The organism is Streptomyces sp. NPDC043738, from assembly GCF_056436545.1.
On the sequence record NZ_JBWKCJ010000031.1, the window covers coordinates 1 to 22882 of the forward strand.

The following is a 22882-nucleotide window of genomic DNA, read 5'->3' on the forward strand; positions in this document are numbered from 1 at the left end:
ACGCCCGGTTACATTCCGAACCCGGAAGCTAAGCCTTTCAGCGCCGATGGTACTGCAGGGGGGACCCTGTGGGAGAGTAGGACGCCGCCGAACAAGTTTTGAAATAGCCTCGTTCCCCGAGTTTCGACTCGGGGACGAGGCTATTTTGCGTTCCGGGTCCATGAGCCGCACATAGAGGTCCCCGGCGCTCCGGGATTCGGGAAGGGGCGGGACGGACTGGTGGAGTAGGTGAGTTGGCATGGGTGGAATGGGCGGTGTGGCTCGTGTCCCGTTGCGCGATTGTCTGACGCGTGATGGGGATGGCGATGGGGATCACTGAGGCCCTGGGGCCTTGTGCTGTGTCTGTGTTCCACCGGTGCCAGCTGCAGCGCTGGGTGCTGGCTGGCCACCTCGCCCGCTTCCGCAATGCTTTCCCGACGCGTTCCTGCCGGGCATCCGATGTGCAGCAATGCCCGTGCCCTCGTCCGTTGCTGACCGTCTCCGGGTATCCCGTCGTCGACAGTCGGCGGGGATGTGATGCCGGCGAGTGCATTGCCAACGTGAGTCCCAGGCCCGTGAGGGGCTTCGACGGGAGGCGGCTTTTGGGCGGGCGGCCTTCTTACAGCCGGCCGGTGGACTTCAGGGTGAGGTAGGCGTCAGCCAGTTCGGGGGCCAGGCGGTCCGGCGTGGCGTCGATGACGGTGATGCCGTGGTGGCGGAGGCGGTCCGCGGTGCGACGGCGGGCGGCGCGGGTCTGTTCTGCGGCTGCGGCGGCGTAAACGGACTGGGGGGTGTGGCGGCCGGTTGCCATTTCCTCGATGCGGGGGTCGGCGACGGCCGCGACGATGAGTTCGTTGCGCTGGGTGAGGCTGGGAAGGACGGGGAGGAGGGCTTCCTCTACGGGGGCCGCGTCCAGGCCGGTGAAGAGCACGATGAGGGACCGGCGCGGAGTGCGGCGGTGGATCGTGGCGGCCAGGCCGCGGGCGTCCGCCTCGACCAGTTCGGATTCGAGTGGGGCGAGCGCCTCGGTCAGTGCCGGGAGGACATCGCGGGCCGCGTGGCCTTGGACGGAGGCCCGTACGCGGCGGTCGTAGGCCAGCAGGTCCACGCGGTCGCCGGCACGGGCGGCGAGGGCGCCGAGCAGCAGGGCGGCGTCCATGGATGCGTCGAGGCGCGGGATGTCGCCGACGCGGCCTGCCGAGGTGCGGCCGGTTTCCAGGACGAGCAGGATGCGGCGGTCGCGTTCGGGGCGCCAGGTGCGTACGGCGAGGTCTTGACGGCGGGCGCTGGCGCGCCAGTCGATGGACCGGGTGTCGTCGCCGGGGGTGTAGTCGCGGAGGCTGTCGAATTCGGTGCCTTCGCCGCGGGTGAGGATGCTGGTGCGGCCGTCGAGTTCGCGGAGCCTGGCGAGCTTGGCCGGCAGGTGCTTGCGGCTGGTGAAAGGCGGCAGCACGCGCAGTGTCCAGGGGACGTGGTGGTTTCCCTGACGGGCTGCCAGGCCGAGCGGGCCGTAGGAGCGGACGGTGACGCGGACCGCATGGTGGTCGCCGCGACGGGTGGGGTGCAGCGCGGTGGTGAGCCGGCGTCGCTCGGAGCCGGGGATGCGCACCGTGTGACGGGACGCGGGGATGTCCGAGCCGGGGTGGAAGGAGCTCGGGGGCCAGGCGTCGCGGATCGTGGCACGCAGGGTGCGGCGGCTCGGGTTGGTGAGGGTGAGGTGTGTGTGGGCTTCGCCTGTTAGTCGAACGGTTGTGTCACCTGTGCGGGTGAAATGAAGGGTTCGCACTGGCGCGGCGAGCGCGAGGTCGAACAAAATGGCTATCAGCAGGGCGAGTTGGACGATGACGATGCCGAGCCAGCTGGGCAGCACGAAGCCAACGAAGAGGGCTCCGACTGCGGAGATGAGGGCGGTGCGTCCGGTGAGGGCCACGGTGTCGTCTTAACGGGGGACGGGGAGATGCGCGAGTACGGCGTTGATCACGGAGTCTGCGGTGACTCCTTCCATCTCCGCTTCGGGGCGGAGCTGGACACGATGTCGGAGCGTGGGAAGAGCAAGGGCCTTGACGTCGTCGGGGGTCACATAGTCGCGTCCGGTCAGCCAGGCCCAGGCGCGTGACGTGGAGAGCAGGGCGGTGGCTCCTCGGGGGGAGACGCCGAGTGCAAGCGAGGGGGATTCGCGGGTGGCACGGCAGATATCGACGATATAGCCGGTGACTTCGGGGGACACCGAGGTCTTGGCGACCGCCGCTCGGGCGGCGTCGAGGTCAGCGGCGGAGGCGACGGGGCGCAGCCCTGCGGCGCCCAGGTCGCGGGGGCTGAAGCCGGCCGCATGGCGGGTGAGGATGTCGATCTCGTCGTTGCGGGCGGGGAGCGGGACCGTCAGTTTCAGCAGGAACCGGTCGAGTTGGGCCTCGGGCAACGGATAGGTGCCCTCGTACTCCACGGGGTTCTGCGTGGCGGCCACGAGGAACGGCTCAGGAAGTGGGCGGGCGGTGCCGTCGACGGTCACCTGTCGCTCTTCCATCGCCTCGAGCAAGGACGCCTGGGTCTTGGGAGGCGTGCGGTTGATCTCGTCGGCGAGCAGCAGGTTGGTGAAGACGGGGCCGGGCTGGAAGGAGAACTCCGCGCTCCGGGCGTCGTAGACCAGCGAACCGGTGACATCGCTGGGCATCAGGTCGGGGGTGAACTGGACGCGCTTGGTGTCGAGTTCGAGGGCGGTCGACAGGGCGCGTACGAGAAGGGTCTTGGCGACGCCGGGGGAGCCCTCGAGGAGCACATGACCGCGGCAGAGGAGTGCGACGACCAGGCCGGTGACGGCGGGGTCCTGGCCGACGACGGCCTTGGCTATCTCGGTGCGCAGTTCCTCGAGGGAGGCTCGGGCGCGGTCAGCGGTCAGGGTGCTCACGGGGGGCGTGCCTCTCTTGGGTGACTAGCGAGGATTCGAGTTCGTCGAGTTGGTCCGCGAGGCGGACCAGGGCCCGGTCGTCCACGGGAGCCGGACCGAACAGGAGGGTGTGGAGATCTGTTCCGGCGTCAGGGGGTGAGGCCAGGTGGGCTTGTACGGCGGGGACGAGGACGTCAGGGGTGTGGGTGTGAGCCGGGGACACGCCTGCAAGGGGGGCGAGTCGTGTGCGGGTCGCGGAGCGCAGTACGGCTGAGGCCCGGTCACGGGCGTTGGCCTGTTCGTAGAGACGTGCGTGGCCCTCGGTGGTCTCGGCGGCCGGGACGGTGACGGGGAGCTTCTCCGGCACCAGGGGGCCGAGTCGGCGTGCGCGCCAGACGGCTGCGAGTACGGCGGCGAAGGCGAGTTGGAGCAGGGCCCAGTGCCAGCCGGAGGGGACGAGGTCGAGGAAGCCGCGCTGGTCGTCCTGGGCGGACGACGGGTCGCTGACGGAGGGGAGGTACCAGACCAGATGCTTGCGGGAACCGAGGAGTTGAAGGGCCAGCGAGGCGTTGCCGTCCTCGGCGAGGTGCTGGTTGTAGAGGAGATCGGCGGAGCCGAGGAGCACGGTGTCGCGGCCGGCGCCGGCGGCCGGCAGGCGCAGCAGGGTGGGCCGGCCGCCGGCGGAGTAGCAACGGTCGACGCCGTCGGCGGGCGTGGCGTAACGCAGACCACCGAGGAGGGCGTTGCCGGCACGGCGGGCTTCGGGCAGGGAACAGGCCGGCGTGGTCGGGGAGTTGCCGACCGGGGTGTCGACCTGGACGTGGGGGGCGAACGCCTCCAGCGTCGAGGTGCCGGGGGCGATCAGGACGGTGCGTCCGGGGCTGGGGGCGGTCGCGGCGTACAGGCTCGTCAGCTGGCGCCTCGTCAGTACGTCGGGGTCGGAGACGAGCAGGGTGGTGCCGGGGCCCGACGCGGCGGCGGCCTCCTCGGAGGTCGTCACGACCTGGGTGGAGACGCCGCGGGCGGCGAGGAGTTGAGCCAGTGCCCGGCTGCCCGACCGGTCCGCCGAGCGGGGGTCGAGTCGGCCGTGCTGCTCCCCGGACTGCAGGGCCGCGAGGACGATTCCGCTGATGACGAGCAGGAGGATCGCGAGCAGGGGGCCACGCGAGCGGGTCCACACCCGGCGGGTGGTGGGGGAGAGCGCGAAGCTGTCCGTGGTGGCCGTGGTCATCCGCGGCTCCTGGTCGCAGTGGCGGCCAGAGTGGGCTTGGCACGCTGGAGGTCGGTGTCGAGGCCGGTCAGTAGGGCGTATGCCTGCTCCGTGCCGGGGCGGCCGCCGTATGTGACGTCGTCGAAGGTGCGGGCTGCGGTGCGCAGTTGGTCGGCGTACGGGGGGAGTGCCCGGCCGGCTTCGGTGGCGGCCTCGTCGGCGGTGCGACCGGGGCCGGGGGTGAGCAGGGCGCGCTCTTCGAGGGAGAGGACGATGGCGCGCATCCGGTCCTGGACTGCCTGGTTCCAGTGGCCCGCGGCGGCGTGCCGGTCGGCGGCCGCCCGGTGTTCCACGGCGGTGCGGGGGGTGTCGGCGAAGAGCGCGCCGCCCGTGGTGGGCGTGCGACGTACCGTGCCGAGCCGGAGCCGGAGGGCGACGACCAGCAGCAGTACGAATGCGGCGATGGCGAGGAGCCCGATCCAGCCGCCCGGTGTGGTGCCGGCGGCCGCGCCGAACAACTCGTCGACGCGGTCCCAGAGCCAGTTGAGGGCTTGCTGGATCGGGTTGGGGTCGTGCTGGTGGTACCGAGGGTCGGACAGCTCGCGCTCGGCCGCCTCGCGGGCGGGGAGGCGAGGAGTCCGTACGGGTATGTCGTCGTCGGTACGCGCCACGAATCGTGCGAGCGCGGCCATGTTCCCCCCTGTGGTCACCGCATCAGCTTCCGGGGGCGGCGTCGGTGGGGTGCTGCCCGGAATCGCCGGCGGGTGTCGTCGTGGCCGTCGGCGTCTCGTCGGCGGGGGCGTCGGTGCCGTAGCCGGGGAGGCCTGCGGCGCGGGCGAGTTCGAGGTCGAGGGCCTCGCGGCGGATCCGCTGGTCCATGTAGAGGAGCGCGGTGACGCCGGCGCTGATCGGGAAGGTGATGGTGGAACTGATGATCGCGCCGATGCCCAGCACGATCAGGAACGACCAGCCGGTGCCGTCGCTGGTGCCGTTCGCCCACGCCATGAGGCTCTCGCCGCCGATGAGGAAGGCGATGAGGGTGGCCGGGATCTGGATGATGAACTCGACGATGCCGATCAGGAGGTAGGCCAGCAGCTGGGCGCCCAGAACCCGCCACCAGGAGCCCCGTACGAGCTTGGCGGAGCGGCGCATAGACGCGATGACGCCCTGCTTCTCCAGCATCAGCGCGGGGGAGGCGAGGCTGTAGCGGACCCACAGCCAGATGCTCACGACGGTGGCTGCCAGACCACCGAACATGGCGAGGAGCAGGCCGATGTCGAGCGTGCCCGTGGCGGCGACGATGACGCCGGGAGCCACACCGACCGCGAATATCGCGGTGACGATCGCCGGGAGCAGGACGAGCAGGCCGAGCAGGCGGGGGAGTTGGGCACGGGCGTCGCGCCAGGCTTCCCCGGCGGTCACCGGGCGGCCCAGGACGGCACGGCTGACGACCATGGTGAGCAGCCCGGTGGCGATGATCGTGGCGAGCAGCCCGATCGCCGAGGTGATGGCACTGCCGGCGAGTGTGTCGCCGAGCTGGCGCATGGTGTCGCGGAGCGGCGGGACGTTGTCGCTCGAGACGGTGGTCGCGCGGCCGCCGTCCCGGAACCACACGCCGGTGACGATGGTGACGGCGGTCTGCGAGACGACCGCGACGATCAGGGAGATGCCGAGGACGGTGCGCCAGTGGGCGCGCATGGTGGAGACCGCGCCGTCGAGGATCTCGCCGATGCCGAGCGGGCGCAGCGGGATGACGCCCGGCTTGGCCGCCGGCGGCGTCGTCGCCCAGGCGCCGCCCCAAGGGGGTTGCTGGCCGGGGGCAGGCCGGCTGCCCCAGCCGGGCTTGCCCGAACTCGACGACGAGGCGCGGGTGCGGTCGCCGGCCGTGCCCTGACCGTCGCTGCCGTGGGGGCCGCCTTGGCTGGGGATGCCGGCGGGGGCCGACCACTGGCCGGCGGGCGGCTGTTCCTTGGACCAGTTCGGCGGGGTGGGCTGCTCCGCGGGCTCGGGCCGGTCTTCCGGCGCCGGCTGGGTGGGCTGCTCCTGTGTGCCGCGGGCCGGCTCGTCGGAGGGCGTGGATCCGGGCGAGGCCCAGCCCGGAGAGTTGTTCATCGTCGCTCCTTCTTACTGTCCGTCCGCCGGGACGGCCGGGGTCCGGGGTCCGCGGTGCCAGTCATCGTGTCATGGCACCCGGCGTTGTGTACCCGCGCCCTGAGAGTGAGGGGACCTTATGTTCGAGGGCGGGTCGGCGGCAGACTGAGTGGATGGGCGATCAGTACGAGGTATCCGAGGCGGGCGCCGGGGCGCTCGCGATCCCGTCGTTGCGCTGGGAGGAACCACCGGAGGGGCCCGTATTGGTCCTCCTTGACCAGACCCGCCTGCCGGCGGAGGAGGTCGAGCTGGTGTGTACGGACGTACCGGCGCTGGTCCAGGCGATCCGGACGCTGGCTGTGCGCGGGGCGCCGCTGCTGGGCATCGCGGGTGCGTATGGCGTCGCGCTGGCCGCGGTCCGGGGCTTCGACGTGGAAGAGGCCGCGCAGGCGCTGGAGCAGGCCCGGCCGACTGCCGTCAATCTGGGATACGGCGTGCGCCGGGCGGCTGGCGCCTATCGCGCGGCGCTGGCCGGCGGGGCCGATGCCCCGGCTGCGGCGCTGGCCGAGGCCCGGGCCGTACACGCGGAGGACATCGAGGCCAGCGTGGGGATGGCGGAGCACGGTCTGGCGCTTCTGGGCGAGCTGCTGCCGGGCGGCGGTCACCGAATCCTCACGCACTGCAATACGGGCGCGCTGGTGTCCGGGGGCGAGGGCACCGCCCTGGCGGTGGCGCTCGCGGCGCATCGGGCCGGTGAGCTGCGCCGGCTGTGGGTGGACGAGACGCGGCCGCTGCTGCAGGGGGCGCGGCTGACCGCCTATGAGGCGGCGCGGGCGGGCATGGCGTACACGGTGCTGTCGGACGGTGCGGCGGGGTCGCTGTTCGCCGGCGGCGAGGTGGACGCGGTGCTGATCGGGGCGGATCGGATCGCGGCGGACGGTTCGGTGGCCAACAAGGTCGGTAGTTATCCGCTGGCGGTGCTGGCGCGGTACCACCACGTTCCGTTCGTGGTGGTGGCGCCGACCAGCACGGTGGATCTGGAGACCGAGGAGGGGGCGGATATCGAGGTGGAGCAGCGGCCGGGGCAGGAAGTGACGGAGTTCTCGTTGCCCTGCGCGCAGGGGTCCGCGGCAGTGGCGGGCGGCGCCATATCGGTGGCTCCGTTGGGCGCGCAGGCCTACAACCCGGCCTTCGACGTCACTCCGCCGGAGCTGGTGACGGCGATCGTGACCGAGGCCGGAGTGGTGTCGCCGGTGACCCGGGAAGCGCTCGCCGAGGTGTGTTCCACGTCACGATGGAGAAAGTCACGATCAGGTAATGGGATGATGGCCAAATGAAGGGACGCGTCCTGGTCGTCGACGACGACACCGCACTGGCAGAGATGCTCGGCATCGTGCTGCGCGGCGAAGGCTTTGAACCGTCGTTCGTGTCGGACGGTGACAAGGCCCTGGCTGCCTTCCGCGAGACCAAGCCCGATCTTGTGCTGCTCGACCTGATGCTGCCCGGGCGGGACGGTATCGAGGTGTGCCGGCTGATCCGGGCGGAGTCCGGTGTGCCGATCGTCATGCTGACGGCCAAGAGCGACACGGTGGATGTGGTGGTCGGGCTCGAATCGGGCGCGGACGACTACATCGTCAAGCCGTTCAAGCCCAAGGAGCTGGTGGCCCGGATCAGGGCGCGGCTGCGGCGTTCGGAGGAGCCCGCCCCCGAGCAGCTGGCGATCGGTGACCTGGTCATCGACGTGGCCGGCCACTCGGTCAAGCGGGACGGCCAGTCGATCGCGCTGACCCCGCTGGAGTTCGATCTGCTGGTGGCGCTGGCGCGCAAGCCGTGGCAGGTGTTCACGCGTGAGGTGCTGCTCGAGCAGGTCTGGGGCTATCGGCACGCCGCCGACACCCGGCTGGTCAACGTCCATGTGCAGCGGCTGCGCTCCAAGGTCGAGCGGGATCCGGAGCGTCCGGAGATCGTGGTGACCGTACGCGGGGTCGGCTACAAGGCCGGGCCCAGCTGAGATGGTCCGGGACGGTTCGGCCCCGGAGGGAAAGCGGGGGCGCACCGTCGGTCCGACGGGCGATATGTCCTTTTCGGGTAAGTTGTCTGCTCGATTGCTGCGCGGTGGGCAGTTGCTGCCCGACGGCGCCGTGAGCGGGCCGGTCCACCCCCTGCTGCGGCTCTTCAGCCGCTGGGTACGCCGGCCGCTGCTGCCCGCCCTGCGGCTGTGGCGCCGCAACATCCAGCTGCGCGTGGTGGCCACCACGCTGCTGATGTCACTCGCCGTGGTCCTGCTGCTCGGCGTCGTGGTCGTCGGACAGGTCCGCAACGGCCTGCTCACGGCCAAGGCGCAGGCCGCGCAGAGCCAGGCGGTGGGCGGCTTCGGCGTCGCCCAGAAGATGGCCGACGGCGCCGACGACACCCGTGGCGACGACGCCGCACGCACCGGCAGCCGCGGCACTCAGGACTCCGCGACCTGGCTGACCGGCCTGGTCGAACAGCTCGCCAGCGGCGGCCAGGGCGTCTTCTCGGTCGTGGCGCTCAGCTCCGACTCCGACGAACCGTTCGGCGACTCCAGCCCCGGCACCCGCGGTCCGCGCGCCTCCGGAGACGTCGACCCCGAGCGCAGCGTGCCCGCCGAGCTGCGGCGGAAGCTGGACACCAAGTCCGGGACGTTCCGCCAGTACACACAGATCAAGCGCATCGGGTCGGACGACGGCGTCCCGGCGCTGATCATCGGCAAGCGGCTCAACGACATCAACAGCAACCAGTACCAGCTCTACTACCTCTTCCCGTTCAGTCAGGAAGCGGAGTCGCTCAAGCTCGTGACGGGGACGCTCGCGACGGCCGGGGTGTTCGTCGTGATCCTGCTCGGCGCGATCGCCTGGCTGGTCGTCCGGCAGGTCGTCACGCCCGTACGGATGGCCGCCGGGATCTCCGAGCGGCTGGCCGCCGGCCTCCTCCAGGAGCGGATGAAGGTCACCGGCGAGGACGACATCGCCCGGCTCGGCGAGTCCTTCAACAAGATGGCGCAGAACCTCCAGGTCAAGATCCAGCAGCTGGAGGAGCTGTCCCGGATGCAGCGCCGCTTCGTCTCCGACGTCTCGCACGAGCTGCGGACGCCGCTGACGACCGTACGGATGGCGGCGGACGTCATCCATGACGCGCGGGACGAGTTCGATCCCGCCACCGCGCGCTCCGCCGAGCTGCTGTGGGGCCAGCTCGACCGCTTCGAATCGCTGCTCGCGGAGCTGCTGGAGATCAGCCGGTTCGACGCGGGCGCGGCCGCGCTGGAGGCCGAGCCGATAGACCTGCGCGATGTGGTGCACCGCGTCATCGAGGGCGCCGAGCCACTCGCCGAGGCGAAGGGCACCCGCATCCTGGTGCGCGGCGCCGAGCAGCCCGTCATAGCCGAGGCCGACACCCGGCGGGTGGAGCGGGTGCTGCGCAACCTCGTCGTCAACGCCGTCGAGCACGGCGAGGGCCGGGACGTCGTGGTGCGGCTGGCCTCCGCGGGCAGCCGCAGCGGCGGCGCGGTGGCCGTCGCCGTGCGCGACTACGGCGTCGGCCTCAAGCCCGGCGAGGCCACCAGGGTCTTCAACCGCTTCTGGCGCGCGGACCCGGCGCGGGCCCGGACGACCGGAGGCACGGGACTCGGCCTGTCCATCGCGGTCGAGGACGCCCGGCTGCACGGCGGCTGGCTCCAGGCCTGGGGCGAGCCGGGCGGCGGCTCGCAGTTCCGGCTGACCCTGCCCCGTACGGCCGGCGAGCCGCTGCGCGGCTCCCCGATACCCCTGGAGCCGGAGGACTCACGACGCAACCGCGGGCTGGACGAGACGGGGCAGCCGCGCGCCGGGACGGGGCGCAAGGCGTCCACGATCCCGGTCCAGGCGCGGTCCTCGGAGTCCGGAGGTGCACAGCCGCTCGCCGCGGAACCGCGGGCGATGGCCCGTGCGACCGCCGATCCCACGGCGCTGCCCGGCAGCGGTGCCCGTGTGATGCCGCAGAGCGGGGGCGTACGAAACGGGGAGACAGCGCGCGACAAGGGTGCGCGCACCGACGTGCCGGCCGGTGACGGCGGGGCGGAGCGGGAAACCGGACGGGGCGTGGAATCGGAGGACGGGCTGCGTGGACACTGAGCGCGGAAGCGAGCGCGTAGTGGCGCCCACGCCCCGTACGCGCGCCCGCCGGGGAGCCGGGCGGGCGCGCAAGCTGACCCTGCTCGGCTGCGCGGCGGCGCTGCTGGCCGGGTGCGCATCGATGCCGGACAGCGGGGAGGTCACGGCGGTCGACCAGTCGCCGCGCTCCGAAGGCGACTCGCAGGTACGGGTCTACGGCGTACCCCCGCAGGACGGCGCGCAGCCGACCAACATCGTCCGCAGCTTCCTCGACGCGACGACCAGTGACGAGGCCGATTTCCGTACGGCCACGCAGTATCTGGCGAAGTCCGCGAAGCGGACCTGGCGGCCCTTCCAGGTCACCAAGGTGCTCCAGGAGCGGCCCAAGCCCGAGCCGAAGGTGCAGCCCAACCGCGAGGACGTCAACGGCTACACCGTCACGCTCTCCGGCAGCCAGGTGGCGTCGGTGGACGACCACCACGCCTACACCCCGCAGGAGAAGCCGTACCGCCAGACGATCCACCTCATCAAGGAGGAGGGTCAGTGGCGGATCGACCGGCTGCCCGACGGGCTGGTGCTGGGCCTGTCCGACTTCCAGCGCATCTACCGCTCCGTCAACAAGTACTACTTCGCCTCCTACAACTCGGAGTCCGAGGAGCCGAAGGCGAGCCGCAACGTGCTCGTCGCCGACCCGGTCTACCTGCGACAGCGAATAAAGCCGATCACGGCCAGTGTGGAGGCGCTGCTGTCCGGGCCCACCGACTGGCTGAACCAGGTGACCACCTCGGAGTTCCCCCGCGGCACCCGGCTCGCGGCGCACGACCTGGCGCTGGACGACTCCAACGCGCTGCGGGTCAAGCTCAGCAAGGCGGCGGTGAACACCGACACCACCCAGTGCAAGCGGATGGCCGCTCAGCTCTTCTTCACCGTCCAGGACATGACACGCGCCTCGAAGATCAGCGAGGTGGAGCTCCAGGACGACGGCGGCAACTCGCTGTGCGTGCTGTCCCAGGACCAGGCCGAGCGCGACTTCGCCCCGTCACAGAGCACCGGGCGCGCCCCCAAGGAGTACTTCATCGACGCCGACCACAAGGTCGTCGCCATGTCGGACTCGGCGACCGAACCGACGCCGGTGCGCGGTCCGTTCGGTACGGGCAGCACACCCCTGCGCTCGGTCGCCATCTCGCGCGGCGAGAACGCCGCGGCCGGGGTCTCCAACGACGGCCGGTCGCTGTACGTGGCCGCCATGGAGGACGGCGTCGAGCGCGGCGGAGCGCTGCTGACCAGTAGCGGCTCGGCCAAGCACGCCGACGAGGGGCTGACCGCGCCGAGCTGGGACGGTCTGGGGGACCTGTGGATCGCGGACCGCGACTCCCACGGCTCCCGGCTGCTGCGGATACGCGAGGGCAAGGGCGACCCGGAAGAGGTCGCGGTGCCCGGTCTCGGCGGGCGGCGGATCAAGGCGATCAAGGTGGCCGCGGACGGTATCCGGATCGCGGTCCTGGTGGAGGACAAGGGGCGTACGACGCTCCAGCTCGGCCGGGTCGAGCGGGGCGGCAGTTCGGCGCATCCGGTGCTGTCCGTGCAGGAACTGCGACCGATCGCACCGCAGTTGGAGGACGTGGTGGCCGCGTCCTGGGCGGGCGGCAGCCGGCTGGTGGTCGTCGGGCGGGAGTCCGGCGGGGTGCAGCAGATGCAGTTCATGGAGACCGACGGCTCGGCGTCCAACGCGCAGACGCTGCCCGGCGTCAACGGCGTCAAGGCGGTCGCCGCCTCGGAGGACGAGACCAGGCCGCTGATCGCCGACGCCACCGAGGGCATCGTCCGGCTGCCTCCGGACGCGAACTGGAAGACCGTGGCGAAGGACGGGACGGCGCCGGTCTATCCCGGATGACGGGGGCGGCCGGGTGACGTGGCGAGGCGGCCGGGTGAGCGGGCCGGCGGGTGCCGCCATGGCGGGCTGCTCGCGCGGGCCCGGGTGACAAGGTCACCCGTTCCGCGGCCGGACGGTCTGCGCGAGGGACGGCGCCGGTCTGCGGGAGGTTCCGGCCGCCGACGGGCTCGGCCCGCTCGCTGACCTGCGCCAAGGGCCCACGCCTCTGACCTGCACCAACAGCCCGCTGGACCCGGGCCCCGGGCGCTTCGCGAGGTTATCCACAGGGGTGGCGGCCGGACGTGGCCGGCAGGAAAGTGGAGCCATGCAGGGGGTGTGGCGCGAACTGGCCGGTCTGATCCTGCCGGTCGCCTGTGCGGGGTGTGGCCGGCCGCGTACGGAGCTGTGTGAGGGGTGCCGCCGGGCGCTCGCGCGGGACGGGCGTGGGGCGCGGCGGGTGCGGCCGCGGCCGGAGCCGGCGGGGCTGCCCCGGGTGTGGGCGGGTGCGCCGTACGCCGACGAGGTGCGGGCCGTGCTGCTGGCCCACAAGGAACGGGGCGCGTTGCGGCTGGCCGTGCCGTTGGGAGCGGTGCTGGCCGGGGCGGTGCGGGGGCTGCGGCCCGGCGGCGGGCCGCTGCTGCTGGTGCCGGTGCCGTCGGCCCGCAGGTCGGTGGCCGGGCGGGGGCATGATCCGGTGCGCCGGATCGCCCTGGCGGCGGCCGGTGCGCTCAGGAGGGCGGGGGTGGGGGAGGGGGCAGGGGCCCGGGTCCTCCCCGTACTGCGGCAGCGGCGAGCCGTGGCCGACCAGGCGGGCCTCAGCGCCCGGCAGCGGCTGGCGAACGTCACGGGTGCCCTGGAGGTGCGGCGCGGGGCCGGGAGGCTGCTGACGGGGCAGCCAGTGGTGCTGGTGGACGATCTGGTGACGACCGGGGCCACGCTGGCCGAGGCGGCGCGGGCGGTCGCGGCAGCCGGTGGCCCGGTGACCGGCGCGGCCGTGGTGGCGGCGCCGGGCAGTGCTTTTGAAAATCGATGTGCACGGCGCGGCCGACCGGGGAATGGAATTCCCACATGATCGGTAGTTGGCTGGGAAAAGTCACCCAAACGGAGCTGAGGGCTCCGAGGGGGTGCCGACATCCGCCCAGGAGAGCTATGTTCGGTTGTGAGGACTTGGCGGATGTTTTGCCTCGGATGTCGCGATGAATGCGTTCAGGGGCGTTTGCAGCGACCCTGAAAACGGGGGGCGTGGAGATCTTGTCGTCGGGGGAGGAGGAGGTGAAAGTCGCCAAGTCCGAGGCTTCGGCAACTACCGGAGCCTGGTGCAAGAAGGAATTGCTCCGCCGGATGAGCGGAGCGATCCGGGAACGGAGTTCTGCGTGGACATCGTCGTCAAAGGCCGCAAGACCGAGGTGCCCGAGCGGTTCCGCAAGCACGTGGCCGAGAAGCTGAAGCTGGACAAAGTCCAGAAGCTCGACGCCAAGGTGATCAGCCTGGACGTCGAGGTGTCCAAGGAGCCCAACCCGCGGCAGGCCGACCGTTCCGACCGAGTGGAGATCACGCTCCGCTCCCGTGGCCCGGTGGTCCGGGCCGAGGCGGCCGCAGCCGATCCGTACGCCGCGCTGGATCTGGCAACCGCCAAGCTGGAGGCACGGCTGCGCAAGCAGCACGACAAGCGCTTCTCACGTCGCGGCAACGGCCGCATTCCGGCGAGTGAGGTCGCCGTCAGCGTGCCCGACGCCGCGAGCCTGAACACCAACGGCGAACTCGCCACCGAAGCCGATCAGACGGTGCCGACCACGAGGATGGGGTCGATCGACGTCCAGGGCGAGGGCCCCCTGGTCGTCCGCGAGAAGACCCACTCGGCCGCACCGATGACGCTCGACCAGGCGCTCAACGAGATGGAGTTGGTCGGACACGACTTCTATCTCTTCGTCGACGCCGACACCAAGCTGCCAAGTGTCGTCTACCGGCGGCACGCATACGACTACGGCGTCATCCACTTGAACCCCGACTCGTTCGGGGAGGAGGAGCCCGGCGGCGCAGGCGGCGCGCTGGGCGGCTGAACCCCACCCGCTCGGTGCCCCCGGCGTACGCCGGGGGCACCATCGTGCCCGGAGAAAGCAGGAGTTGAAGCCGTATAGTGTTTGTGCCAGCCAGGGAGTTCGTGGACTCGAAACGGCGACACGCCGGGGAGACGGTCGTATGGCATTGATCGGGCTGGTCGCAGGGGGCTGTTGTCAACCAGCCTTATTTCCAAGCTCCGGCCTCTCGGCCGAGTAGTTGACGGGGAGGATCAATGGGGGACAGTTTCGGTCCCGTGCGCGGTGACGCGGACGACGACGAAAGCGGTGTCGGGGGCGAGGAGCGGGCCGTCAGCGTGCCGCGCAAGGAGCCGATCCGGGTCCTGGTGGTGGACGACCACGCGCTTTTCCGGCGAGGGCTGGAGATCGTGCTGGCCCAGGAAGAGGACATCCAGGTCGTCGGTGAGGCGGGGGACGGCGCGGAGGCGGTCGACAAGGCCGCGGATCTGCTGCCCGACATCGTGCTGATGGACGTACGGATGCCCAAGCGCGGTGGGATCGAGGCGTGCACCTCCATCAAGGAGGTGGCCCCCAGCGCAAAGATCATCATGCTGACGATCAGCGACGAAGAGGCCGATCTCTACGACGCGATCAAGGCCGGCGCCACCGGCTACCTCCTCAAGGAGATCTCCACCGACGAGGTGGCGACCGCGATCCGGGCCGTGGCGGACGGTCAGTCGCAGATCAGCCCGTCGATGGCGTCCAAGCTCCTGACGGAGTTCAAGTCGATGATCCAGCGGACGGACGAGCGCAGGCTGGTGCCCGCGCCCCGGCTCACCGACCGCGAGCTGGAGGTCCTCAAGCTGGTCGCCACGGGCATGAACAACCGCGATATCGCCAAGGAACTCTTCATCTCCGAGAACACGGTGAAGAACCACGTCCGCAACATCCTGGAGAAGCTCCAGCTGCACTCCCGGATGGAAGCGGTGGTCTACGCGATGCGCGAGAAGATCCTCGAGATCCGCTGAGCGGCCGGCCGGCCGGCCGGGCCGGCCGACCAACCGGGTGTGTCCCCGCGCGCCCAGCCGGGTCAGTCCTGCGCGGTCAGCTCCGTGCGCAGGGCGGCCGCCAGCCGGGCGTCGTCGCAGCGCTCCACGCGGACCGAATCGCAGCCGACCCACGTCGCGGCCTCTCGGAGCGCCTGGGCCATCGGGGCGACGGCCTTGTCGTTCTGCAACGAGACCTGGCGGGCGACGAGGGTGGTGCCCTCACGGGCCGGGTCGACCCGGCCCACCAGTCGGCCGCCGGCCAGCAGGGGCATCGCGAAGTAGCCGTGTATCCGCTTGGGGCGGGGGACGTACGCCTCCAGGCGGTGGGTGAAGTCGAAGATCCGCTCCGTCCGCGGCCGGTCCCAGATCAGGGAGTCGAACGGCGAGAGCAGGGTCGTGCGGTGCCGGCCGCGGGGCGGCGAGGCCAGCGCGGCGGGATCGGCCCAGGCGGGCTTTCCCCAGCCCTCGACCTCGACGGGGACCAGACCGGAGTCCGCGATGACGGCGTCGACCTGCTCGCCCTTGAGGCGGTGGTAGTCGGCGAGGTCGGCGCGGGTGGCCACCCCCATGGCGGCCCCGGCCTGCGCGACCAGGCGGCGCAGGCACTCGGCGTCGTCCAGATCGTCGTGGAGCAGGCTGTCCGGGACGGCGCGCTCGGCGAGGTCGTAGACGCGCTTCCAGGCGCGGCGCCGCGTACAGACCACGTCGCCGGTGTCCAGCAGCCACTCCACCGCGATCTTGGTCTCGGACCAGTCCCACCATTCGCCCCCGTTGCGGCCGCCGCCCAGCTCGGAGGTGGTCAGCGGGCCGTCGGCCCGCAGACGCTCCAGGACGGCGGCGCAGGAGCGCTCGGAATCCTGCATGACATGCCAGCGGTGGCCCTTGGCACGCCGGGCGCGGCGCCGGAAGGCGAAGTGCGGCCACTCCTCGACGGGCAGGATGCAGGCGGCATGCGACCAGTACTCGAAGCTGTGGGGCCGGACCGCCGGCGCGCCGGCGGGAGCCTCGGCCCAGTAGGCGGCCTCGACGGCCGGGCGGCCGACGGCGCCGAGGCGGGCGTAGGGCACCAGCTCATGGGAGCGGGCCAGCACCGAGATCGTGTCCAGCTGCACCGCGCCCAGGGCCCGCAGCACTCCGCGCACCCCCGCCCGGCGGTCCGGGGCGCCCAGCAGGCCCTGGGCCCGCAGCGCCAGCCGGCGGGCGTCGTCGCGGGACAGGCTCGTCACGGGCTGCGGCAGAGGCGATGGCTGCGTCACGGCGGTCATGCGGCACAGCGTAGGGGCGGGCACTGACAACGGGCGCCGGCGGCGGCCCCGGGCCCGGGGAAGGGCCGGGGGACGCGGCCGGCCGGCGCCGCGCGGCGTCTTAGCCGGAGTAGGGCAGGTACGGCGTGGCGTCCGGCAGGCCGGACGGTCCGGGCTCCGTGCCGCCCAGGTCGGAGGGGAGCAGCGAGCCGATCCAGAGGTCCCGGCGGGTGCCCTCGTGCAGCAGCTTGGCGCGCAGGGTGCCCTCCCTGTGGAAGCCGAGTCTGCGGGCGACCGCCCAGGAGCCGTCGTTGCCGGCCTCCGCGAGCCACTCCATGCGCTCCACGCCCAGATCACGAAACGCCCAGTGCAGCACCGCGCGGGCCGCCTCGACGGTGTACCCCCGGCCGCGCTGTTCCTTGGCGGTCCAAAAGCCCAGCTCGGCCTGCCGCTCCGGGGTGCGCAGATGGTCGAGGCGCACCAGGCCCATCGCACCGATCAGCGAGCCGTCCGCCTTGGTGACGACGGCGAAGTTGTAGCTCGTGTCGTCGCGCCAGCCGTCGGGGGCGATCGTCCCGACGAACTGCTCCGCGTGCTGGTGGCTGTACGGCGAGGGGACGCTCGTCCAGCGCGGGATGTCGGGCTCCTGGCACGCGGCGTGGACCGCGGGCGCGTCGGACGGCTCGAAGGGCCGCAGCACCAGGCGCTCGGTGGTGAGGGTGAGGGGCTTCATGAGGTGAGTCTGCTGGGTCGCGGGAAGGGCCGCTAAGGATTTTCGCGTGATTCCCGGCACCTGCCCGGCACCTTCTCGCGGCCTTGTGCGTTCACGTGGCGAGGGGATAGCGGGGTTCGCGGCGGCGGACCTCCCGGCCCGGCGGCGTCCTCCTTTACGATGGCCGTTGCGGCGGGGCCTGCCCCCTTGGAAATATGCCGCGCCCGCGCACTCGACCGTGCAGGCCCGACCGGCAAGGAGACCAGCCCAAGTGTCCGTCTTGACGAAGATCATGCGTGCAGGCGAAGGAAAGATCCTGCGCAAGCTGCACCGCATCGCGGGCCAGGTCAACTCCATCGAGGAGGACTTCGCGGCCCTCTCCGACGCCGAGCTGCGGGCGCTCACGGACGAGTACAAGGAGCGGTACGCGGACGGCGAGAGCCTCGACGACCTGCTGCCCGAGGCGTTCGCGACGGTCCGCGAGGCCGCCAAGCGAGTGCTCGGCCAGCGCCACTACGACGTCCAGCTGATGGGCGGCGCGGCCCTTCACATGGGTTATGTCGCGGAGATGAAGACCGGTGAGGGCAAGACCCTGGTCGGCACCCTCCCCACGTACCTCAACGCGCTGTCCGGCAAGGGCGTGCACCTGATCACGGTCAACGACTACCTGGCCGAGCGCGACTCCGAGATGATGGGCCGGGTCCACAAGTTCCTGGGCCTGACGGTCGGTTGCATCCTCGCCGACATGACGCCCGCCCAGCGCCGTGAGCAGTACAACTGCGACATCACCTACGGCACGAACAACGAGTTCGGCTTCGACTACCTGCGCGACAACATGGCCTGGTCGCAGGACGAACTCGTCCAGCGCGGCCACAACTTCGCGGTCGTCGACGAGGTCGACTCGATCCTCGTCGACGAGGCCCGTACGCCGCTGATCATCTCCGGCCCGGCGGACTCGGCCACCAAGTGGTACGGCGACTTCGCCAAGCTCGTGCAGCGCCTCAAGAGGGGCGAGGCCGCCAATCCGCAGCGCGGCATCGAGGAGACCGGCGACTACGACGTCGACGAGAAGAAGCGCACGGTCGGCATCCACGAGTCCGGTGTCAGCAAGGTCGAGGACTGGCTGGGCATCGACAACCTGTACGAGTCGGTCAACACCCCGCTCGTCGGTTACCTCAACAACGCGATCAAGGCCAAGGAGCTGTTCAAGAACGACAAGGACTACGTCGTCATCGACGGCGAAGTCATGATCGTCGACGAGCACACCGGCCGTATCCTCGCCGGCCGCCGCTACAACGAGGGCATGCACCAGGCCATCGAGGCGAAGGAGGGGGTGGAGATCAAGGACGAGAACCAAACGCTCGCGACGATCACCCTGCAGAACTTCTTCCGCCTCTACAGCAAGCTCTCCGGCATGACCGGTACGGCCATGACCGAGGCCGCCGAGTTCCACCAGATCTACAAGCTCGGCGTGGTCCCGATCCCGACCAACCGCCCGATGGTCCGCATGGACCAGGCGGACCTGATCTACCGCACCGAGCCGGCGAAGTTCGACGCGGTGGTCGAGGACATCGTCGAGAAGCACGCCAAGGGCCAGCCGATCCTGGTGGGCACGACCTCCGTGGAGAAGTCCGAGTACCTCTCCCAGCAGCTCAACAAGCGCGGGGTGCCGCACGAGGTCCTCAACGCCAAGCAGCACGACCGGGAGGCGTCGATCGTCGCCCAGGCCGGCCGCAAGGGCGCCGTGACGGTCGCCACCAACATGGCCGGCCGTGGTACCGACATCAAGCTCGGTGGCAACCCCGACGACCTGGCCGAGGCCGAGCTGCGCCAGATGGGCCTGGACCCCGTCGAGCACGTCGAGGAGTGGGCGGCCGCGCTGCCCGCCGCCCTGGAGCGCGCCGAGGCCGCGGTCAAGGCGGAGTTCGAGGAGGTCAAGGAGCTCGGCGGGCTGTACGTGCTCGGCACGGAGCGGCATGAGTCGCGCCGGATCGACAACCAGCTGCGCGGTCGCTCCGGCCGTCAGGGCGACCCCGGCGAGTCGCGGTTCTACCTCTCCCTGGGCGACGACCTGATGCGGCTGTTCAAGGCCCAGATGGTCGAGCGGGTCATGGCGATGGCCAATGTGCCCGACGACGTCCCGATCGAGAACAAGATGGTGACGCGGGCGATCGCCTCCGCCCAGTCGCAGGTCGAGCAGCAGAACTTCGAGACGCGCAAGAACGTCCTGAAGTACGACGAGGTGCTCAACCGCCAGCGCGAGGTCATCTACGGCGAGCGTCGCCGCGTCCTGAAGGGCGAGGACCTGCAGGAGCAGATCAAGCACTTCATGGACGACACCATCGACGCCTACATCCAGGCGGAGACCGTCGAGGGCTTCGCCGAGGAGTGGGACCTGGACCGGCTGTGGGGCGCGTTCAAGCAGCTCTACCCGGTCAAGGTGAGCGTCGAGGAGCTGGAGGAGGAGGCCGGCGACCGCGCGGGCATCACCGCCGAGTTCATCGCCGACGCCGTCAAGGACGACGTCCACGAGCAGTACGCCGCCCGTGAGGAGCAGCTCGGCTCGGACATCATGCGCGAGCTGGAGCGCCGGGTCGTGCTGTCCGTCCTGGACCGCAAGTGGCGTGAGCACCTCTACGAGATGGACTACCTCCAGGAGGGCATCGGCCTGCGGGCGATGGCCCAGAAGGACCCGCTGGTCGAGTACCAGCGCGAGGGCTTCGACATGTTCACCGCGATGATGGAGGGCATCAAGGAGGAGTCCGTCGGCTACCTGTTCAACCTGGAGGTCCAGGTCGAGCAGCAGGTCGAGGAGGTCCCGGTGCAGGAGGCCGAGCAGGAGCCGGTGCCCGCCGGCACGGGACGCCCCGAGATCCACGCCAAGGGGCTGGAGGCGCCGCAGCGGCCGGACCGGCTGCACTTCACCGCGCCGAAGGTGGACGGTGACGGCAGCGTCATCGAGGGCGACTTCATCAGCGACGAGGAGGCCGGCGGCCCGGCCCGCTCCGAGGCGGACGGACTGACCCGCGCGGAGCGGCGCAAGGCCCAGAAGAGCGGCGGTCGCCGCCGCAAGAAGTAGGCGAAAGACGTGGCTCCGGCAGATCGTGCCGGGGCCGCGCAGCAGCGGGGCGCCCCGGCCGGAGCACGGCCGGGGCGCCTTGCCGTGTGCGGTGGTCACGGTGCCGGGCTCGGCAGGGCCGCAGCCGGGCCGATGTCCAGCGCCGCGCACCGCCACCGCGCGTCGGCGCCCAGCTCCAGCCGGAAGGCGAGGGCCCGCAGCCGCTCACCCGCCGTGATCCGGGCGAACGCCTCGATGACCCCGCGACACGGCCGGCACAGTCCGCACTCCCGCACGGTCGGGACGGGGCCGCGCCGCCCCGGGCCGGGAAGGGGCCGCAGCGGCGCCAGCGGAGCCAGCTCCACCAGCCGGTCGTACGCGGCCGGCAGCGCGTGTCCCAGCAGCGCGTGGACGGGCTGCTGCCCGCTGAGCGTGCGCACCAGCTGATGCGCGAACCAGTGGTGCGGCCGGCTCTCGTGGGCCCGGCGCTGCGCCCCGATGGTCGGCAGCGGGGTGCCGGGCGCGGCGGGGCGGCTGCCGGCGGGGCCCGTGGGGCGTCGGCCCGCCGAGGAGCGCCGGGGCCGGGGAACGGTCGGGGCCGCGGGGCGGGTGCGGGGCGCGCGGGCACTGGCGGTCCTTGTGGTGTCGGCGGTCCTCGTGGTGTCGGCGGTCCTTGTGGTGTCGGTGGTCTTCGCGGTGCTGGTGGTCGTCGTGACGTGGTTTCCGGTCATGGTGGTGATCGCCCCCGTTGTGCCGGGCCCGGTGAATTACTGGGCGGTAGCTTTTTGGTGGGCAACTTCGTATCGGCGGGCTCGGGGCCGCGGCAAGGCGCGCGGCGCCCGGGGCGAGGGGCGATCGGAGTTCACCCGTCCGTGGCACGGGCCCGGACTGGAGCCGGTGCGGCGGGGTCCGGGAGGGGCCCGCAGCGGGCGGCGCGGGGGCCCTGCGGGCGGCACGATGGGGGACCCGCGCCCGTATGCTGGCGGGACAATCTTCAAAGTCGAGCGAATCGAGCGGAAGCGGCTGCCATGCGCGTCTATGTCCCCCTGACCCTCCCCGGTCTCGCAGAGGCGCACAAGAACGGCGAGCTGGGCCCCGGCGCCCTGGGGGCGTACGCCGTCACGCCCGCGCTGCGCGAGTGGTACGTCTCGGACGACATCGAGGAGCTGGAGTACGCGGCGCTGAACCGCGCGGCGCAGGCCTCGCTGCGGCTGCTCGCCGGGAACCCGCAGGTCGCGCGGCGCCGGGTGGTGGTGGCCGTGGACGTCGCGGAGGGCGCGGCGGTGGCGGACCCCGACCGTGGGCTCGACCAGTCGGCGCTGGGCGAGGTGCGGATCGCCGGACCGGTGCCGCTGTCGAAGGCCGCGGCGGTGCATGTGGACTCCGCCGACGCGGAGCCGGATGTCGCGGCGGCCGCGGACGCGCTCGGCGCGGCGGACCAGGGCGACGACGACGCGCAGTTCACCGTGGACGGTGCGGAGGACCACGACCTGATGTGGTTCGCCGTGCAGGAGATCCCCGAACTGATCCGCTGAGCCCGAGCCGGCCGGTCCGGCCGCGTTGTCAGTGGCGCCGGGTACGTTTTCTGCAAGGGGAAGGCGCGGTGAGCGCGTGGGGCACGATCTGGGGAACCGCATGGGGAAGCACGCGACACACATCGTCTGGGACTGGAACGGCACGCTGTTCCACGACATCGACGCCGTCATCGGGGCGACCAACTCCGCGTTCGAGGAGATCGGGCTGGCGCCGATCACCCTGGAGATCTACCGGGAGCTGTACTGCGTGCCCATCCCGCGGTTCTACGAGCGGCTGATGGGACGGCTGCCGACGGACGCGGAGTGGCTGGTGATGGACGAGGCGTTCCACCGGCACTACAGCGAACACCGGCTGGGCTGCGCTCTGGCCGAGGGCGTGGATCTGCTGCTGGAGAACTGGCAGGCTGCCGGGCGGAGCCAGTCGATCCTGAGCATGTTCGGGCACGACGAGCTGATACCCCTCGTCCGCGGCTTCGGGATCGAGTCGCGGTTCGTGCTGGTGGAGGGCCGGACCGGACCGTCCGGGGGCACGAAGAGCGCGCAGATGGTGCGGCATTTCGCGGCGCTGGAGCAGGTGGACCCGCAGCGCACGGTCGTGATCGGTGACGCCGTGGACGACGCGGTGGCCGCGCGGGACGCGGGGGCGTACGCGGTGCTCTACACAGGCGGGTCGCACAGCCGCGTGAGCCTTCAGGCCGCCGGGGTGCCGGTGGTGGACAGCCTCGCCGAGGCTGTGGAGCTGGCGGAGACCCTGGTCTGCTAAGGCGCGGCCACACGGGCCGCTGCGGGCCCGGTCGCCGGTAGGGGCCCACGCACGGCCCTTCCCCTCCCGGGCCCGGGGTACCCGCGTCCCGCGCGCACGCATACGCCGGCCCGGCGTAGCGTTGTCCAGAAGGTCTAAGTTCGGACCGCGGATTTGTACGTGGACGGCCCATGACGGCACCCGTGGAGGGAGCGATAGCCTTGCACCGTGATCAGCGCGATAACCCGCGGGGGCATCGAGGCCCCTGCCGTGCGCCCGGGGCACCACCGTGACCGGGCGGTCGCTGGTCTTTGCGGCCGACACTCCACGTCGACATCGTCAAAAATCGTCGATTGCGGCACGGCCCTCTCCCATCGC

At 71.5% G+C, this 22882-nt stretch carries 18 protein-coding genes and 1 rRNA gene; 11 read left to right on the forward strand and 8 right to left on the reverse strand.

What is annotated here, in order from left to right; genetic code table 11:
* Positions 1-93: ribosomal RNA gene (gene rrf, locus AC0680_RS30955) — 5S ribosomal RNA — on the forward strand; the annotation flags it as partial.
* Positions 94-598: 505 nt separating this feature from the next.
* Here the strand turns inward: rrf and AC0680_RS30960 are convergent.
* The 5 genes from AC0680_RS30960 to AC0680_RS30980 are packed head-to-tail and all read right to left on the reverse strand — an operon-like array spanning position 599 to position 6185.
* Complete coding sequence (locus AC0680_RS30960; RefSeq protein WP_478635286.1) at positions 599-1909, reverse strand: DUF58 domain-containing protein; 1311 nt, start codon at positions 1907-1909, stop codon at positions 599-601.
* A gap of 9 nt (positions 1910-1918) precedes the next feature.
* Positions 1919-2884, reverse strand: a complete 966-nt coding sequence (locus tag AC0680_RS30965; RefSeq protein ID WP_478635288.1) for an AAA family ATPase — start codon at positions 2882-2884, stop codon at positions 1919-1921.
* Positions 2865-4094: a DUF4350 domain-containing protein gene (locus tag AC0680_RS30970; RefSeq protein ID WP_478635290.1), complete on the reverse strand. Its 1230-nt coding sequence runs from the start codon at positions 4092-4094 to the stop codon at positions 2865-2867. The genes AC0680_RS30965 and AC0680_RS30970 overlap by 20 nt, the downstream gene beginning before the upstream one ends.
* Positions 4091-4783 (reverse strand): DUF4129 domain-containing protein, encoded by a 693-nt coding sequence (locus AC0680_RS30975; protein WP_478635292.1) that lies wholly within the window; start codon positions 4781-4783, stop codon positions 4091-4093. Before AC0680_RS30975 ends, AC0680_RS30970 begins: the two co-directional genes overlap by 4 nt.
* A 4-nt stretch (positions 4784-4787) precedes the next feature.
* Positions 4788-6185: a DUF7847 domain-containing protein gene (locus AC0680_RS30980; RefSeq protein WP_478635295.1), complete on the reverse strand. Its 1398-nt coding sequence runs from the start codon at positions 6183-6185 to the stop codon at positions 4788-4790.
* A 152-nt stretch (positions 6186-6337) separates the two neighbouring features.
* Here AC0680_RS30980 and mtnA point away from each other — a divergent pair, with 152 nt between their 5' ends.
* The 7 genes from mtnA (at position 6338) to AC0680_RS31015 (ending at position 15192) form a co-directional block, all read left to right on the forward strand.
* Positions 6338-7501, forward strand: coding sequence for an S-methyl-5-thioribose-1-phosphate isomerase (gene mtnA / locus AC0680_RS30985; protein WP_478635296.1), 1164 nt, complete (start codon positions 6338-6340; stop codon positions 7499-7501).
* The gene (gene mtrA, locus AC0680_RS30990) at positions 7498-8175 is read left to right on the forward strand and encodes a two-component system response regulator MtrA (protein WP_030416996.1); all 678 of its coding nucleotides are present in this window, start codon (positions 7498-7500) and stop codon (positions 8173-8175) included. The genes mtnA and mtrA overlap by 4 nt, the downstream gene beginning before the upstream one ends.
* Before the next feature lie 64 nt (positions 8176-8239).
* Positions 8240-10294 (forward strand): MtrAB system histidine kinase MtrB, encoded by a 2055-nt coding sequence (mtrB, locus tag AC0680_RS30995; RefSeq protein ID WP_478635301.1) that lies wholly within the window; start codon positions 8240-8242, stop codon positions 10292-10294.
* A complete protein-coding gene (locus AC0680_RS31000; protein WP_478635303.1) occupies positions 10284-12167 on the forward strand; it encodes an LpqB family beta-propeller domain-containing protein in 1884 nt (627 codons plus the stop codon). Before mtrB ends, AC0680_RS31000 begins: the two co-directional genes overlap by 11 nt.
* A gap of 304 nt (positions 12168-12471) precedes the next feature.
* Complete coding sequence (locus AC0680_RS31005; RefSeq protein WP_478635306.1) at positions 12472-13218, forward strand: ComF family protein; 747 nt, start codon at positions 12472-12474, stop codon at positions 13216-13218.
* 301 nt (positions 13219-13519) lie between these two features.
* Positions 13520-14206, forward strand: coding sequence for a ribosome hibernation-promoting factor, HPF/YfiA family (hpf, locus tag AC0680_RS31010; RefSeq protein ID WP_384441499.1), 687 nt, complete (start codon positions 13520-13522; stop codon positions 14204-14206).
* A 233-nt stretch (positions 14207-14439) separates the two neighbouring features.
* On the forward strand, positions 14440-15192 hold the full coding sequence (locus AC0680_RS31015; protein ID WP_478635309.1) for a response regulator: 753 nt from the start codon (positions 14440-14442) through the stop codon (positions 15190-15192).
* A gap of 62 nt (positions 15193-15254) precedes the next feature.
* Here the strand turns inward: AC0680_RS31015 and AC0680_RS31020 are convergent, their stop codons facing one another.
* Together AC0680_RS31020 and AC0680_RS31025 are read right to left on the reverse strand one after the other, a co-directional pair.
* The gene (locus AC0680_RS31020) at positions 15255-16478 is read right to left on the reverse strand and encodes a winged helix-turn-helix domain-containing protein (protein ID WP_478635311.1); all 1224 of its coding nucleotides are present in this window, start codon (positions 16476-16478) and stop codon (positions 15255-15257) included.
* Positions 16479-16578: 100 nt separating this feature from the next.
* Positions 16579-17190, reverse strand: coding sequence for a GNAT family N-acetyltransferase (locus AC0680_RS31025; protein WP_478635313.1), 612 nt, complete (start codon positions 17188-17190; stop codon positions 16579-16581).
* A gap of 250 nt (positions 17191-17440) precedes the next feature.
* Between AC0680_RS31025 and secA the strand changes: the two genes are divergently transcribed.
* Positions 17441-20248, forward strand: coding sequence for a preprotein translocase subunit SecA (secA, locus tag AC0680_RS31030; protein ID WP_478635316.1), 2808 nt, complete (start codon positions 17441-17443; stop codon positions 20246-20248).
* A gap of 95 nt (positions 20249-20343) precedes the next feature.
* On the opposite strand, the gene AC0680_RS31035 is transcribed toward secA, so the two are convergent.
* Positions 20344-20958, reverse strand: a complete 615-nt coding sequence (locus AC0680_RS31035; RefSeq protein WP_478635318.1) for an Rv3235 family protein — start codon at positions 20956-20958, stop codon at positions 20344-20346.
* A gap of 297 nt (positions 20959-21255) precedes the next feature.
* Between AC0680_RS31035 and AC0680_RS31040 the strand changes: the two genes are divergently transcribed.
* Both AC0680_RS31040 and AC0680_RS31045 read left to right on the forward strand, forming a co-directional pair.
* Positions 21256-21762 carry a DUF6912 family protein gene (locus tag AC0680_RS31040; protein WP_478635321.1) on the forward strand — a complete coding sequence of 169 codons (507 nt, stop codon included), beginning with the start codon at positions 21256-21258 and terminating at the stop codon, positions 21760-21762.
* Between the two features lie 100 nt (positions 21763-21862).
* Entirely contained in the window at positions 21863-22525 is a 663-nt protein-coding gene (locus tag AC0680_RS31045) for an HAD family hydrolase (protein WP_478635323.1), read from the forward strand.
* The last annotated feature ends 357 nt before the right edge of the window (positions 22526-22882 follow it).